Genomic DNA, 14,852 nt, shown 5'->3' with positions numbered 1-14,852 from the left:
TTCCCTACGGGTCCCACTCGGGGACCCGTCCTCACCACAGGAGAGTGAACATGCGCATCTCCCACTCCCGGCGAGCCATCGCCGTCGCTACCGCGACGACGCTCGCCCTCTCCGCGCTCGGCACCGTGGCCGGGTACGCGGCTGACGAACCGGAGTCCACGCCGGTCCCGATCGTCACCCCGGACGGCGCCCTGTTCTCGTACGTCGTGAACACGGAGCGCGCCAACCCCGGCCAGACGCGCCACGCCGTCAAGGCGGTCCAGCGCGCCGACGGCGTCGTCGTGCAGGCCTGGCCGCAGATCGGCGTGGTCGTCGTGCACTCGGCCAACGGATCGTTCCGCGAGGACGTGCTCGCGGCCGACCGGGTCGGCGTCGTCGAGTCCGTCGGTGTCACCCGCACCGTCAGCCCCACCGAGGGCACCCCCGGCAGGGACACCGCCGAGGGCGCCAAGAAGAGCAAGACCGTCATGGGCAAGGCCAAGAAGGACACCACCGGGTGGACCGTCGAGGAGCCGGCCGGCACGACCGCCGTACCCGACCCGGGTGAGGCGACGCAGTGGGACATGGAGATGATCAAGGCCGACCAGTCCCTGGAGATCAACCCCGGCTCGTCCGACGTCGTCGTCGGCGTGCTGGACTCCGGGATCGACGCGTCGCACCCCGACCTGGCCACGCAGGTCGACGCCGACCGGTCGGTAAACTGCACCGACGGCGGTAAGCCGGACATGTCTGCGACCGGCTGGCTGCCCACCACGTCCGACCACGGCACGCACGTCGCGGGCACCATCGCCGCGGCGCAGAACGGCGTCGGCATCGTGGGCGTGGCTCCGGGCGTCAAGATGGCCTCGGTCAAGGTCGTGAACGACGACGGGTTCATCTACCCCGAGTACGCGATCTGCGGCTTCATCTGGGCAGGAATGCACCGCATGGACGTCACGAACAACTCGTACTACGTCGACCCGTTCATGTACTGGTGCGAGGACCAGCCGGACCAGGCTGCCGCCAAGGAGGCCGTGCGTCGCGCGGTGGACTTCTCGACCGAGCGCGGTGTGGTGCACGCCGCCGCGGCCGGCAACGCCGCCACCGACCTGGCCAACAACACGACCGACACGGCGAGCCCCAACGACTCGACGGCCGTGGACCGGGTGATCAACTCGGGCTGTGAGGACATCCCCGCTGAGCTGGACGGCGTCGTGACGGTCTCGTCGCTGACCGAGGCCACGAACCTGAGCTCGTTCTCGAACCGCGGCCTCGGCAAGATCGACGTCGCCGCCCCGGGCAGCGCGATCCTGTCCACGGAGCTCGACGGCACCTGGGACCTCAAGAGCGGCACGTCGATGGCGTCCCCGCACGTCGCGGGTGTCCTGGCGCTCATGAAGTCGGCGCACCCGCGCTGGAGCCCCGAAAGGCTGGAGGCGGCAGTCCGCGCCCAGGCCGACGACCACGAGTGCACGACCACGAGTGCCGGAGCGCCATGCATAGGTGACCGAGAAGAGAACAGCTACTACGGTGACGGCATAGCGAACGCCCTGAACGCGGTAACGCTCGGCAAGTAGAACCCCGTTGAGTGCGGGATATTCGTGCTGTCGAGACGTTTCGACAGCGCGAATATCCCGCACTCAACGCAGGCGGCGACTACTGGTGGGCGGGGCCGCCGATCATGCCCGCCGCGACCGTCTTGTTGGTCGCCTCGTCCACGAGGATGAACGCGCCCGTCTGCCGGTTGGTCTGGTAGGCGTCCACGAACAGCGGCTGGGTGACCCGCAGCCGGATCCGGGCCATCTCGTTCAGCTTGATCTCGGTCGCGTCCTCGTCCCGGTGCAGGGTATTGACGTCGACGCGGTAGTTGATGTGCTTGACCAGTGCTCGCGCCCACCGGGTGGTGTGCTTGATCGCGTACTTCTTGCCCTGCACCAGCGAGGCCGACTCGTCCATCCAGCAGATCTGGGCGTCGATGTCCTGCGTGACCGTCGGTGAGTTGTTCGGGCGGCAGATCATGTCCCCGCGCGAGATGTCGATCTCGTCCGCTAGGCGCACGGTCACCGACATGGGCGGGTACGCCTCCTCGACCGGGCCGTCTGCCGTGTCGATGGACTCGATGGTCGTCTCCAGGCCGGCCGGGAGAGCCAGCACCCGGTCGCCGGGCTTCATGACGCCGGACGCGACGGTGCCCGCGTAGCCGCGGTAGTCGCGCGCGTCGTTCTGCTGCGGCCGGATCACGTACTGCACGGGGAACCGCACGTCGACCAGGTTGCGGTCCGAGGCGACGTGCAGGCGTTCGAGGTGGCTGAGCAGCGGCGAGCCGTCGAACCACTGCATGTTCTCCGACCGCGTCACCACGTTGTCGCCCGCGAGGGCGGACACCGGGATGAAGGTCAGGTCGGGCACGCGCAGCCGCGAGGCGAACTCGGTGAACTCCGCACGGATCTGCTCGAACACCTGCTCGTCGTAGTCGACCAGGTCCATCTTGTTCACGCAGACGACCACGTGCGGCACGCCCAGCAGCGTGGCGAGGAACGTGTGCCGGCGCGACTGCTCGACGACGCCCTTGCGCGCGTCGATGAGGATGAGCGCCACGTCCGCCGTCGAGGCCCCCGTGACCATGTTCCGCGTGTACTGCGTGTGGCCGGGCGTGTCCGCGATGATGAACTTGCGCTTGGGCGTCGCGAAGTAGCGGTAGGCCACGTCGATGGTGATGCCCTGCTCGCGCTCGGCACGCAGGCCGTCGGTCAGGAGCGACAGGTCCGCGTAGTCGTTGCCGCGGTCCTTGCTGACCTGCTCCACGGACTCGAGCTGGTCGGCGAAGATCGACTTGCTGTCGAACAGCAGGCGGCCGATCAGGGTGGACTTGCCGTCGTCGACCGAGCCGGCCGTGGCGAACCGCAGGAGGTCACCGCTGACCGTCTCGTGGTAGCCCTCGCCGGCCGCGCCGGTCTCGGACTCGCCCGGTGAAAGAGCAATCGTCATCAGAAGTAGCCTTCCTTCTTGCGGTCCTCCATGGCGGCCTCGCTCACCTTGTCGTCGCCGCGCGTGGCGCCGCGCTCGGTCAGGCGCACGGCCGCGACCTCCTCGACGACCTCGCGGAGCGTGGTCGCGGTGGACTCGACGCATGCGGTGAGGTTCGCGTCGCCGACGGTGCGGTAACGCGTGGAGCGGACCTCGGCGGTCTCGCCGTCCTTGAGCGGAGTGAAGTCGTTGACCTCGTAGAGCATCCCGCCGCGGTCCACGACCTCGCGCTCCTTGGCGAGGTAGAGGTCGGGCAGGTCGATGTCCTCTGCCTCGATGTACGCCCAGATGTCCAGCTCGGTCCAGTTGGACAGCGGGAACACGCGGATGGACTCGCCCTGGTGCACGCGACCGTTGTACAGGTTCCAGATCTCGGGGCGCTGGTTCTTCGGGTCCCACTGGCCGAAGTCGTCGCGGAAGGAGAACACCCGCTCCTTGGCGCGGGCCTTCTCCTCGTCGCGGCGGCCGCCGCCGAACAGCGCGTCGAAGCCGTGCTTCTCCGCGGCCTCCAGCAGCACCGGCGTCTGGACCCGGTTCCGCGAGCCGTTGGGCTCCTCCCGCACCAGACCGCGGTCGATCGCCTCCTGCACGGACGCGACGACGAGCTGCACGCCCGTGCGCTCCACCCACCGGTCACGGCAGTCGAGCACGGTCCGGAAGTTCAGTCCCGTGTCGACGTGCATGATGGGGAACGGCACCCGCGCCGGCGCGAACGCCTTGACCGCGAGGTGCAGCATGACGATCGAGTCCTTGCCGCCCGAGAACAGCAGACACGGCCGCTGCATCTCGGCCACCACCTCGCGCATGATGTGGATGCTCTCGGCCTCCAGGTTGCGCAGCTGACTCAGGACGTGACTCTTCACTCCTTAAGCACCTTCCTTGCGATCTGCCCCGGCCACGGACGCGACACCAACGGTGTCGAGCAGCTCTCGCAGGCGCGGAGCCAGGGTCGGGGGGCATACGAACAGGTCGGGGAGCCAGGGGCTCTCCCGGTTGTACTCCAGCTCGGATCCGTCGAGCCGGGTACAGACGAGGCCTCGGGACCTGGCGACCGCGACGGGCGCCGCGGAGTCCCACTCGTACTGCCCACCGGAGTGGACGTAGGCGTCGACGCCGCCGTCGGCCACCGCCAGCGTCTTGACGCCCGCGGAGCCCATCGGGACCAGCTCGACGTCGTCGCGCTCGGCCAGGGCGGACACGAACTCCGGCGGGCGGCTGCGGCTTGCGGCGATCCGCAGCGGGCGCTCACCCGAGCGGACAGCGGCAGTGCGCGTGTCCAAGGACGTTCCCGGCACGACGGCGTCCGCCGTGGTCAGGACCTGCGCGCGGGCAGGCAGGGCGACCGCACCAGCGGTGAGCCCGGGCCCGCGCTCCCAGAGCGCGACATGGACGGCGAAGTCGTCCCTCCACCGGCCGGCCGACGGGCCGTCGGCGTGCCGCTCGGCGAACTCGCGGGTGCCGTCGAGCGGGTCGATGATCCACACCCGGTCGGCGGTGAGCCGGCCGGAACCGTCGGTTGCTTCCTCCGAGAGGACGGCGTCGGCGGGCCGGGCTGCGCTCAGCGCGGCCGCGAGCCAGGCCTGGGCCGCGGCGTCGCCCGCGTCCTTGAGCTCCTTGGCGTCGAACGAGCCGCCGGCGGCGTCGACCGCCGCACGCAGCGCGAGCAGCACCTCAGTGGCTCCCGAGGCGAGCGCGTGAGCGATGGCGTCGTCACCGAGCGAGGCCTGAGGGAGCATGGGGGACGGCGCGTTCATCGATCTCCGTAGGTGGACACGAGCCCGGCGGACGCCGCGACGTTACCATCCGGGATGCCGCCGCTCCCGCGCCGTCCATCAGGAAAGAGCACCCGTAGATGACCGACTCCACGACCCGTGTCCTCACCGACGACGAGGTGGACCTCCTCGAGCTGGTCCTCGGCGGCGCGCTCCCGCCGTCGGCCCTGGTGACGGTGCTGATGACGGCTCTGCCCGCGGAGGCAGCGGGAGAGGGCGTCATCCTGACCGACGCCGAGAACACCCCGTTGGCCCGCCTCACGGCCCGGCCGGACGGGCTGCCGGACGCCGTCGAGCCGCTCCGGCCCCTCGCGACCGCGACCGGACCGCAGTGGGACGCCCGCCTGCGCCGTCCGGCACGCGAGGTCCGAGCGGACCTCGGTGCCGCCCCTGGGGACGACGACGACCGCGTCGGGCTGCTCGTCACCGAGCCGCCCACCCGCGAGGAGTTCGAGGTCGCGGCGGACCTCGTCTCCGGCGCGGGGGCCGGCCCCGTGCTCCTGCTCGTGCCGGTCGCGCGCCGGGCTCCGGGACCGGGCGGCGTGGGCGCTCCCGGGCTGGTCCGATCCGCGCTCGCGCTGGCCGGTGACCTCGCCGCGCGTACCGGGGCGACGGTGACCACCGTCGTCGTGCCCTGGTCCGGGCCGGGCGGGGCGACGCTCGCAGAGGTAGCGGCCGCCTACGGCGCCACCCGCGTCGAGACGCTCGCCGAACGCCGCTCGCCGGCCACCGTCGAGCGCGTCGCGGCCCTGGCCGGGGTGCGGGACGACGCGGTGCGGACGCTGTACCCGCCCGCCTCCGCCGCGGAGGTCCTGCGCGCCGCGAGCGGCACCCACCGCCAGGGCATCGTCGTGTTCTTCACCGGCCTGTCAGGCTCAGGCAAGTCCACGGTCGCGCGCGCCCTGGCCGCCGAGCTGGACGACGACGGCCTCGGGACCACCCTGCTCGACGGCGACGAGGTGCGGCACCACCTGTCGAAGGGGCTCGGGTTCGACCGTGCGTCCCGAGAGACCAACGTGGAGCGCATCGGGTACGTCGCGGCCCTCGTGGCCAAGCACGGTGGTATCGCCGTCGCCGCGCCGATCGCGCCGTTCGCGGCCGGCCGGGCCAGGGTGCGGACGCTGGCCGAGGAGGCGGGAGCACACTTCGTCCTGGTGCACGTCAGCACACCGCTGGCGGTGTGCGAGGCCCGCGACCGCAAGGGCTTCTACGCCAAGGCGCGGGCCGGTGAGATCGCGGAGTTCACGGGCATCTCCTCGCCCTACGAGGAGCCCGACGACGCCGAGCTGGTCATCGACACCACCGACGTCCCGGTCCCGGACGCCGTGGAGACGGTCCGCCGTCATCTCACCGGCCTGCTGACCGGTCCGCCGCGGTAGAACGCCAGGCAGTACACGGCTGGGGCGGCACGAACCCTGTGGTTCGTGCCGCCCCAGCCCCTTCTTGCTCTACGTCCGACCGGGCGCGGCGCTCACGCGCGCGCGTCGGCCGCCTTCTTCGCCTCGGCCTCGGCCGCGGCCTTCTGCTCCGCCTCTTCCCGCGCCTTCTTGCGCAGGTGCGCCCTGCGGCGCGCCGGGCTCATGCTCGGACGGCCCGGCCGCTGCGCCCGCACGAAGTTCTTGTACGCTTCGGCGACCTCGCGCACAGGACCGTCCATGACCAGCTGGCCCTGGTGCATCCACAGGACGCGCGTGCACATCGCCTCGATCGTCGAGATCGAGTGGCTCACGAGGAACACGGTGCCCGCGTCCTCGCGGACCTGCTCGATGCGCGCCTTGCTGCGCTCCTTGAAGGCGGCGTCACCGGTGGCGAGGGCCTCGTCGATCATCAGGATGTCCGGCGAGGCGGACGAGGAGATCGCGAACCGCAGGCGCGCGCCCATGCCGGACGAGTACGTCTTCATCGGCAGGTAGACGAAGTCCCCGATACCGGCGAACTCCACCACCTCGTCGAACCGCTCGTCGACCTGCTTGGGCGTGAGCCCTAGCGCGAGGCCGCCGATCATGATGTTGCGCTCACCCGTCAGCGCCGGCATGAGCGCCGCGTTCACACCGAGCAGCGACGGCTCGCCCGAGACGTGCACGGTGCCCGACCTGGGCGGCAGGAGCCCGGCGATCGCCCGGAGCATGGTGCTCTTTCCGGAGCCGTTCACGCCGACGATGCCGACCGACTCGCCGTGCCGCACGGTGAACGAGACGCCGCGCACGGCGTGGATCTCGCTCACGGCGCCGACGTGCCGGCGTCCCGCCTGGAGCAGCCGCTTGAAGAAGGGGACCTTGACCTTGACCTCGTGAATCTCCGCGCCCTGCTTCTCGGCCTCCTTCTTGGCCCGGCCGCCGATGACCCGGTAGACGACATGCAGGTCGTCCACCACGAGACAGGGGGTCCCGAGGTCGGTCTCGAGCGCCTCCTCGCCGGCGTCCTCCGGCTCGACCTCGAGGTCGAAGTCCATGTGGTCGTCGGCCTCAGTCACGTCCGTACCTTTCCTCGCCACGCCAGAAGACGATGAACCCGATCACGAAGAACAGCACGGCCCACGCGCCGCCGAGCGCCCACATCAGGCCGCTGGGGGGGAACTGCTCCTCCTGCATCAGGATGGAGCGCACCAGGTACAGGTACACCGCGACGGGCTGGTAGTCGAGGACGCCGGTGAGGATCGTCTTCGCCGGCTCGGCGATCTGCAGCTCGTTCACCTTGGCGGCCACCGGGAAGATCACGCCCGACGCGTACATCACGACGCGCATGATGAAGGGCAGCACGTTCTCAAGGTCCGGCGTGGTGGCCACCAACCGGGCCATGATGAAGGCCAGCCCGGTGTTGAAGATCCACATCAGCACCACGGCGGCGGGCAGCAGGAGCCACCACCAGGTCACATGGATCATCTCGTAGGTGGGCAGGAACCCGCTCAGCAGGGTGATGGCGCACATGACCACGATCGCGGGGATGAGCGTCGTCAGCAGCGACAGCACCGTCGACATCGGCAGCACGGCGCGCGGGAAGTGGAGCGAGCGCAGCAGCTGCGTCTTGCCGCTGATGGACTTGGCGCCGCCCGTCACCGAGGCCTCGATGAAGCGGTACATGAAGACGCCGATCACGATGAACGCGATCGAGTTGTCCATGTCACGGCTGAGCTGCAGCACCACCCCGAAGATCAGCACGTAGACAGCCGCGTTGAGGATCGGGTTGAGCACGGCCCAGAGCTGGCCCAGGTAGTTGTTCTGGTTCTTCGCGTAGGCCGTAGACGTGGCCAGGACGCGGGTGAACGCCCAGCGCTTCGTCAGATCACGGATGTACTCGCCCAGCGGGGGGCGAACGTTCAGGGGGCGCAGCCCGTGCTGCTTCGCGAGGGCGAGCCGCTCGGCGGACGTCGCGCTCGGCACGAGCGGCGGCGGCGGCTGCTTCGCATCACCGCTGGCGGCGGGCGCCCCGGGCGCCACCGCATCGGTAGTAGGTGTGCTCACGGTAGGGGAAATACCTGTCTGGTCGGGGGCACTGCCGGCGACATTCCGGCCGTTCGATCCTAGCCGGTCCCGAACCCTAGCAGGGTGGCCGGGGGCTGTTCGGGGCACCTGGGACCACACCTCTGGACCTCGGCGGACCGCTCCCGTGAGAGACTGCACCGCGTGCATCACCCCCGTCCCGCCCCTCGGGCCACGGACCCGCGCGCCACGTCCCCGCGTGTCGCCGGCGCCCTGGTCGAGTCGCCGCTGCAGCTGCTCTGCACGATCGAAGCGCACGCCGCCGGGTACAGCGGCACCGACACCCACGTCCACGTCCGCGACGACGTCCCCGCCCTTGGCGACGCCCTGTCCGCCGTGCGTGGCCTCACCCTCCCCGAGGGCCTGACCTTCGACCTGGCGGGCCGGCGCAGCGCGCTGACCGCCCGGGAGCCTGTCTGGCTCGTCGGTGACGCCTTCTCCGGCCTCTTCCAGGCCACCGCTCCCCTGCGGCGGCCCGAACACGTCGTGCTGGTCGACGACGGCCTGGCGACCCTCGAGCTGTGCCGCCTCCTGGTGCGCCGGGACCCGCTGGTCCGGATCGGCCGGCCCGCGCGCGCACCCCGGCGTCGGCTCGGTGCCGTGGCCGCCGGACGCCTGCGGTCCCTGGCCGCCGACGGCCGCGTCACGATCTTCACCGCGCTCCCCCTCGCGCCCGACCTGGCCGCCGGGCTGCGGGCCCAGGGCTTCGACGTGCGGCCCAACCGCTTCGGCTGGCTCACCGCGCAGCCTGCGGACGCCGCGATGCCCGAGCCCACCGTCGTCGTCGGCTCGGCCATGCCGGCCGACGGGCTGGTCGACCAGGACCGGTACGTCGAGTGGATCCGGTCGCTGGCGCAGGAGGGAGCGCTGCGCTACCTCCCCCACCGCCGTCAGACGCCGGAGCTGCTCGCCGCACTGGCGTCGATCGACGGCGTCACGGTCGACTCGCCCGGCGCTCCCGTGGAGATCCGGCTCCGTGGCCTGCGGTCCGGCCAGCGCGTGCTGAGCCTGCCCTCGACGTCGACCATCCTGCTGACCACTATCATTTCACCACTCGGTGTTCCCGTCACCGCGCTCGAAGTGCCCGCCGACTGGTGGACCCCGCGCGCCTCGGCCGAGCACCGAGCACACCTGACCAGCGTCGTCGAGCTCGCCCGGCAAGCCCGGGCCGCCGTCGAGGACGCTTCGGAAATCGACTCCCCGGAGGAGAACGAATGACCATCCGCGTGCTCGCGGTCGCGGACAGCGACTCGTACCTGAAGTGGGCATGCGCGACGCTGGACAGGCTCGGCCCGGCCGAGGACGACGGTCTGGACCGTTCGGCGGTGATCGTCAAGACGCCGATCGCGCCGACCACCAGTCAGATCGCCGCCGCCGTCGCTGGATCATCGGTGGTCCGTCCCGCCGTGCTGGCCGTCCGGGACCTCGCCGCGCAGATCCGGGAGAGCACCCCCGACGTGGTACTCATCGCCGCCACCGGCCCGGTCGCCGAGGTGGTGGCGCGTGCCGTCGTCGGCGCCACCGGCAAGCGCCGTCCCGCGCTCATCACGGGCCTGCCCGGCATGGCGCTGCCCGCCACGCCGGAGGGCACCGGCTGGCGCCGCTGGTGCGACGCCTTCGTGGTGCACAGCCGGCTCGAGATCGACGCCTACCGCGAGGCCTTCGCCGCGCACGGCGTCGCCCCCGAGGTGCCGCTCGCGCACCTGCCCTTCCTCGAGCACATGTCGGCCAGCCTCGGCACCGAGCCGGTCAAGCGGATCGTCTTCGCCGCGCAGGCCAAGGTGCCGGACAACCGGCCCGACCGGGTCGCCCTCCTGGACCGTCTCGCCCGCCTCGCCGACGACGAGTTCGAGGTCATCGTCAAGCTCCGCGCCCGCAAGGGCGAGCGGCAGACGCACAACGAGGCGTTCCCGTACGACGAGCTGTGGGACGCCGAGCACACGCAGCTCGGGCACCGCAGCGACACCCTGCGGTTCGTCGACGGACCGATGGCCGAGTGGCTCCAGCCGGGTGCGGCACTCATGACGGTCAGCTCGACCGCCGCGATGGAGTCGCTGGCCCTCGGCCTGTCCACCGTCATCATCGACGACTTCGGCGTCAGCCCCGAGCTCCTCAACGCGCCGTTCGCCGGCAGCGGCTGCGTGATGCACGTCGCCGACGCCGCGGGGGCGTTCCGCTCGGGCGGACCCGAGCCGGACCCGGTCTGGCTCGAGGAGAACTACCTGCACGCGACGGAGTCGGAGCTGCCGGCGACGGTCCAGGCTCTCGCCGCGCGCCGCGAGACGGGCGCCCTGACGCCGCTGGCCGAGGTCAAGCCGTGGCTCAGGCTCCGCTACCTGCGGATGGCGCTGCAGATGTACCTGCCCAGGTTCGTCTACAACGCGATCCGGCTGTCCACCCGCCCCGTGCGGCTGCTGCTCCTGGACAAGAAGGCCTGACCACCCCTCTCGCCCTGGTTCCGTCCCGGCAGGGTCAGACGCCGTCGTCCTCGCGGACGCGCTCGGTGAGACCACGCAGGAATCCCGCGCCCCACGCCATGTGCATGGTCATGAGCGTCACGGGCAGCACCAGGGCCGAGCGCACGTCCAGCCGCGGCGAGCGCGTGGCGGCGTGCGCGGAGGCGGCGAGCACGCCCAGGGTGTACGCGACCGGCGGCACCAGTGCGACCAGCGCCACGGGGACGGCACCCAGGACGGCCGCGACGACAGCCACCAGCACCGACACGGCCAGCACGATCGCGACCGTCGGCGGGGCGAGATAGCGGAGGTTGGCGGTGCCGGGGTTGCGGCGCACCACCTCGCGCCGCCACATGCCGGTGCGCCAGAACTGCGTGGCGACGGCGCCCAGCGTCCGGCGAGGCTTGTACTCGACCACCAGCGAGGGGTCGAACCACAGGAGGCTGCCGCTGTTGCGCAGCCGTAGGCACAGCTCCCAGTCCTGGGCCCGCACGTACACGGGCGAGTAGCCGCCCACGCGCTCCAGCGCCTCGCGGCGGAACGTTCCCAGGTAGACCGTGTCGGCCGGCCCCGCGCTGCCACCCGTATGGAACGACGCCGCGCCGAGGCCTGCCGGGTGGACCATCGCCCGGGCCACGGCCTTCTGGACCGGGGTGTTGCCGACGGGCACCATGCGGCCGCCCACGCCGTCGGCCCCCGCGGCCTGGAGCGCCTCCACCGCACGGCGCACGTACGTGGGCTCGGCCACCGTGTGGCCGTCCACGCGCACGAAGATCGAGTGTCCCTCGGGCATCCGCGCCAGGCCCGCGTTGAGACCGAGCGGCTTGGAGCCCGTGGGGTTGTCCACCACCGTCACCCGGCCGGTCTCGACCGCCAGCTTGTCCGCGATCTCACGCGTGCGGTCCTGCGAAGGGCCCACCGCGAGCACCATGTGCAGCGGGTGCGGGTAGTCCTGGCCCAGGATGGACCGCACCATCGCCTCGAGGTACGGCTCCTCGTCTCGTACGACGGCGACCACCGTCACCAACGGCATGCTCGCCGCATCAACCTGCTCGGGCACGCGGCCCCCTCTCGAGATAGCCGGACCGGTCCGGCCCGGGACTTCCAGGAAACCTGCCGGACCCGGAAACACTGGATCTGCCGGATCCGGAAACATCAGAGGCGAGCACCGCGCGCGCGGCACCCGCCTCCGACGATGAACAGTTCCACGAGCTCGGACGCCTCTCGGCGTCAGGACCCGTGACGTACTTGCAGCGCTGGCTCAGGATCCATTATCGCCTCCCCTGAGCCGACCGGCTCAGGCGTCGACGCGACGCAGACGCGACATCGGCGAGAACTCGCCGGGCATGACGCGCTTCTGACCGTCGCCGAGAGCCTTCTCGAGGATGCGGATGTCGCGCACCAGGTTCTCGAGGCCCTTGGGCTCGAGCGAGGAGGCGTGGTCCGAGCCCCACATGGCGCGGTCGAGCGTGATGTGCCGCTCGACGGCGACGGCACCCAGCGCGACGGCCGCGATCGAGATCTGCAGACCCGTCTCGTGGCCCGAGTAGCCGACGGGCACGCCGTAGCGCTCCTGCAGCGTCGTGATGGTGCGCAGGTTCGCCTCCTCAGGGGGGAGCGGGTAGGTCGAGGTGGAGTGCAGGATCACGAGCTTGCTCGTGTCCAGGATCTCAACGGCGGCGTCGATCTGTTCCAGCGTCGACATCCCGGTCGACAGGATGATCGGCTTGCCCGTCGCGGCCAGCGCGCGCAGCATCTCGTGGTCCGTGACCGACGCAGAGGCGACCTTGTGGGTCGGCACGCCCATCTTCTCCAGGAAGTCCACCGACGGCGCGTCCCACGGAGAAGCGAACCACTGCAGGCCCTTCTCCTTGGCGTACGCGTCGATCTCCGTGTACTCCGGCTCCTCGAACTCGACCTTGTACTTGTACTCGAGGTACGTCATCTCGCCCCAGGGCGTCTGACGGATCTTGTCGCGCTGGTCCTTCGGAGTGCTGATCTCCGGAGTGCGCTTCTGGAACTTCACGGCCTGGCACCCGGCCTCGACCGCGACGTCCATCAGCTTCTTGGCGATCTCGACGTCACCGTTGTGATTGATGCCGATCTCGCCGATCACGTAGACCGGCTGGTCGGCGCCCACCTGGTGCTCGCCGATGGCGACCGGCGTGGGCTGCGCGTTCGTCGCGCTCATATCGAGGTCCTTCCGAAGATGTCATGCACAGGGTAGTGCTCGTACGGGTCGTCGATGGCTATCCGGTGACGGCGGGAGCCTGGGCGGTGCCGGCCCTCAGAGCGACTTCACCCGGACGCGATGCGAGTATACGGTCACAGACCTCACGCACCGCACCGTTCCCGCCGTCGCGGGACAGCACGATCCTGGCCTGCGTCTTCACCTCGGGACGCGCGTCGGCGACCGCGATCGGCCATCCGACGGCCGCCATGGCGGGCAGGTCGTTGACGTCGTTGCCGACGTACGCGACCCGTGCCGGGTCGAGACCGCGCTCAGCGAGCCAGCCGCGCAGCGCGGTGGCCTTGTCCTCGACGCCGTGCAGCACCTCGACGCGCAGCTTGCTCGCGCGGGAGGCGACGACCTTGTTGGTCTCCGTCGACAGGATCAGGATCGGGATGCCCGTGCGCCGCAGGAGGGAGATGCCCATCCCGTCGCCGCGGCTCACCCTGACCTGCTCGGTCCCGTCCTGGTCGACGTAGGCGTGATCGTCGGTGTGCACGCCGTCGAAGTCCGTCACCAGTGCGTCGACGTCCAGCGGCTCTGGCGCGGCCTCGACGCTCTGGTCCACGAGCTGGCGCGCGAGCCAGAGGTCACGCGGCTCGTCGATCTCGATGGCCCACTCCGAGGCGACCGGCTGGATGCCGACGTCACCGAAGAACCGCGTCCTGCTCTCCCGGAACCCGTCCGTGCGCATCACGTAGAAGGCACCGGTCTCCCGGTAGTGCGGGGCCCGCTCCTGACGCCGTGGACGGTACTCGGTGGTGTGGCCCACAGGGCTCGCCACGCCGTCGTCGATCCGCCACTGGAAGTCGTGCGTCTCCGAGACGGCGACGACCACGTCCTTCTCGCCCCCGGCGACGGCCCGGACGGCCGCGTCCAGGTCTGCGGGATCGATGAACGGAGAGGTGCACTGCACCAGTACGGTGACGGGCGGGATCTCCTGCGGGGGCAGATCCCCGTCACCGGCCTCGACCCGCTCGAGGACATGCAGCAGCGCGGACTCCGACGACGCGGTCCCCCCGGCGATCTCCGCGGGGCGGACCACCACACGGGCTCCGTGCGATCTCGCCTCGGCCGCGATCTCGTCGTGGTCCGTCGAGACGATGACGGTCGCTACCGACGGGGCTGCCGACGCGGCCTGGACCGCCCGGCCGACGAGCGTGATGCCGTCGACCCGCGCCAGGTTCTTCAGCGGGACCCCCTGCGAACCACCACGGGCAGGGATGATCACGATGGCCGACGGGCCGGCTGTTTCTGGCATGCTTTCCTCTGACGGGATGACTCGGGCAGGGCCCTGGTCAGCCCAGGTCCCGTGCCGCCACCGCGAACGCACGCAGGGCGGCTGTTTACTGTAGCGCTCTCCGAGATGCCCGCTGGTCATCGGGGTTGCCGGTTCCGCCCACCAGCGGCCTGAACCGAAGGACGCCCGACAAGGGCGGTGTTTGTGAACACCGCCCTTCACAAACACGCCGTGAGAGGATTCGCCCATGAAGATAGCTGTTGCCGGTACAGGCTATGTCGGCCTGTCGAACGCCGTCCTGCTCGCACAGCACCACCAGGTGTGGGCGGTGGACGTGGATGCTTCGAAGGTCGCGCTGGTGAACGAGCGCAAGAGCCCGATCGTGGATGCGGAGCTCGAGGAGTACCTGGCCACGGAGGAGCTCGACCTCACCGCGACGCTGGACGCCTCGGCCGCCTACACCGGTGCGCAGGTCGTGGTCGTGGCGACGCCGACAAACTACGACGAGGTGAGCAACTTCTTCGACACCTCGTCGGTGGAGTCGGTGATCGGTCAGGTGCTGCAGGTGGCGCCCGACGCGACGATCGTGGTGAAGTCGACGATCCCGGTGGGCTTCACCGAGCGGATGCGGGCCGAGCACCCGGGCGCGGGGATCGTGTTCTCCCCGGA

At 70.7% G+C, this 14,852-nt stretch carries 12 protein-coding genes and 1 pseudogene; 5 read left to right on the top strand and 8 right to left on the bottom strand.

Going from position 1 to position 14,852, the window contains the following annotated elements:
* The first annotated feature begins 50 nt into the window (after positions 1-50).
* Positions 51-1,556, top strand: a complete 1,506-nt coding sequence (locus AB0F40_RS17250) for a S8 family serine peptidase (RefSeq protein ID WP_357469973.1) — start codon at positions 51-53, stop codon at positions 1,554-1,556.
* Between the two features lie 79 nt (positions 1,557-1,635).
* On the opposite strand, the gene cysN is transcribed toward AB0F40_RS17250, so the two are convergent.
* Genes cysN through AB0F40_RS17235 form a run of 3 tightly spaced genes read right to left on the bottom strand, consistent with a single transcriptional unit; the run spans position 1,636 to position 4,760 of the window.
* The gene (gene cysN, locus AB0F40_RS17245) at positions 1,636-2,967 is read right to left on the bottom strand and encodes a sulfate adenylyltransferase subunit CysN (RefSeq protein WP_357469971.1); all 1,332 of its coding nucleotides are present in this window, start codon (positions 2,965-2,967) and stop codon (positions 1,636-1,638) included.
* Positions 2,967-3,869, bottom strand: a complete 903-nt coding sequence (gene cysD / locus AB0F40_RS17240) for a sulfate adenylyltransferase subunit CysD (RefSeq protein ID WP_357469968.1) — start codon at positions 3,867-3,869, stop codon at positions 2,967-2,969. The genes cysN and cysD overlap by 1 nt, the downstream gene beginning before the upstream one ends.
* A 3-nt stretch (positions 3,870-3,872) precedes the next feature.
* Positions 3,873-4,760 (bottom strand): 3'(2'),5'-bisphosphate nucleotidase CysQ, encoded by an 888-nt coding sequence (locus AB0F40_RS17235; RefSeq protein WP_357469965.1) that lies wholly within the window; start codon positions 4,758-4,760, stop codon positions 3,873-3,875.
* A gap of 98 nt (positions 4,761-4,858) precedes the next feature.
* Between AB0F40_RS17235 and cysC the strand changes: the two genes are divergently transcribed.
* Positions 4,859-6,157: an adenylyl-sulfate kinase gene (gene cysC / locus AB0F40_RS17230; protein WP_357469962.1), complete on the top strand. Its 1,299-nt coding sequence runs from the start codon at positions 4,859-4,861 to the stop codon at positions 6,155-6,157.
* Positions 6,158-6,249: 92 nt separating this feature from the next.
* Here cysC and AB0F40_RS17225 read toward each other — a convergent pair whose 3' ends face one another.
* Positions 6,250-7,251, bottom strand: coding sequence for an ABC transporter ATP-binding protein (locus AB0F40_RS17225; protein ID WP_357469959.1), 1,002 nt, complete (start codon positions 7,249-7,251; stop codon positions 6,250-6,252).
* A complete protein-coding gene (locus AB0F40_RS17220) occupies positions 7,244-8,239 on the bottom strand; it encodes an ABC transporter permease (RefSeq protein ID WP_357469955.1) in 996 nt (331 codons plus the stop codon). The genes AB0F40_RS17225 and AB0F40_RS17220 overlap by 8 nt, the downstream gene beginning before the upstream one ends.
* Before the next feature lie 162 nt (positions 8,240-8,401).
* Here AB0F40_RS17220 and AB0F40_RS17215 point away from each other — a divergent pair, with 162 nt between their 5' ends.
* Positions 8,402-9,475, top strand: coding sequence for a hypothetical protein (locus tag AB0F40_RS17215; protein WP_357469953.1), 1,074 nt, complete (start codon positions 8,402-8,404; stop codon positions 9,473-9,475).
* Positions 9,472-10,695: a DUF6716 putative glycosyltransferase gene (locus AB0F40_RS17210; RefSeq protein WP_357469950.1), complete on the top strand. Its 1,224-nt coding sequence runs from the start codon at positions 9,472-9,474 to the stop codon at positions 10,693-10,695. The genes AB0F40_RS17215 and AB0F40_RS17210 overlap by 4 nt, the downstream gene beginning before the upstream one ends.
* Before the next feature lie 34 nt (positions 10,696-10,729).
* Here AB0F40_RS17210 and AB0F40_RS17205 read toward each other — a convergent pair whose 3' ends face one another.
* From AB0F40_RS17205 to AB0F40_RS17195, 3 genes are all read right to left on the bottom strand, one after another.
* Positions 10,730-11,773 carry a glycosyltransferase family 2 protein gene (locus AB0F40_RS17205; protein WP_357469947.1) on the bottom strand — a complete coding sequence of 348 codons (1,044 nt, stop codon included), beginning with the start codon at positions 11,771-11,773 and terminating at the stop codon, positions 10,730-10,732.
* Between the two features lie 237 nt (positions 11,774-12,010).
* Complete coding sequence (locus tag AB0F40_RS17200) at positions 12,011-12,904, bottom strand: N-acetylneuraminate synthase family protein (protein WP_357469945.1); 894 nt, start codon at positions 12,902-12,904, stop codon at positions 12,011-12,013.
* Between the two features lie 58 nt (positions 12,905-12,962).
* Complete coding sequence (locus AB0F40_RS17195; RefSeq protein ID WP_357469942.1) at positions 12,963-14,204, bottom strand: acylneuraminate cytidylyltransferase; 1,242 nt, start codon at positions 14,202-14,204, stop codon at positions 12,963-12,965.
* A gap of 226 nt (positions 14,205-14,430) precedes the next feature.
* Here AB0F40_RS17195 and AB0F40_RS17190 point away from each other — a divergent pair.
* Positions 14,431-14,852, top strand: a pseudogene (locus tag AB0F40_RS17190) (UDP-glucose 6-dehydrogenase); the annotation flags it as partial.

It is taken from the genome of Promicromonospora sp. NPDC023987 (assembly GCF_040639055.1).
Taxonomy (GTDB): domain Bacteria; phylum Actinomycetota; class Actinomycetes; order Actinomycetales; family Cellulomonadaceae; genus Promicromonospora.
Note: the sequence above shows the minus strand (reverse complement) of the source record. Positions and strands in the feature narration are given on the sequence as shown.

Coding starts and splice junctions, on each gene's coding strand:
- AB0F40_RS17250 (WP_357469973.1), top strand. CDS start 51: ATGCGCATCTCCCACTCCCGGCGAGCCATCGCCGTCGCTACCGCGACG.
- cysN (WP_357469971.1), bottom strand. CDS start 2,967: ATGACGATTGCTCTTTCACCGGGCGAGTCCGAGACCGGCGCGGCCGGC.
- AB0F40_RS17235 (WP_357469965.1), bottom strand. CDS start 4,760: ATGAACGCGCCGTCCCCCATGCTCCCTCAGGCCTCGCTCGGTGACGAC.
- cysC (WP_357469962.1), top strand. CDS start 4,859: ATGACCGACTCCACGACCCGTGTCCTCACCGACGACGAGGTGGACCTC.
- AB0F40_RS17210 (WP_357469950.1), top strand. CDS start 9,472: ATGACCATCCGCGTGCTCGCGGTCGCGGACAGCGACTCGTACCTGAAG.
- AB0F40_RS17200 (WP_357469945.1), bottom strand. CDS start 12,904: ATGAGCGCGACGAACGCGCAGCCCACGCCGGTCGCCATCGGCGAGCAC.
- AB0F40_RS17195 (WP_357469942.1), bottom strand. CDS start 14,204: ATGCCAGAAACAGCCGGCCCGTCGGCCATCGTGATCATCCCTGCCCGT.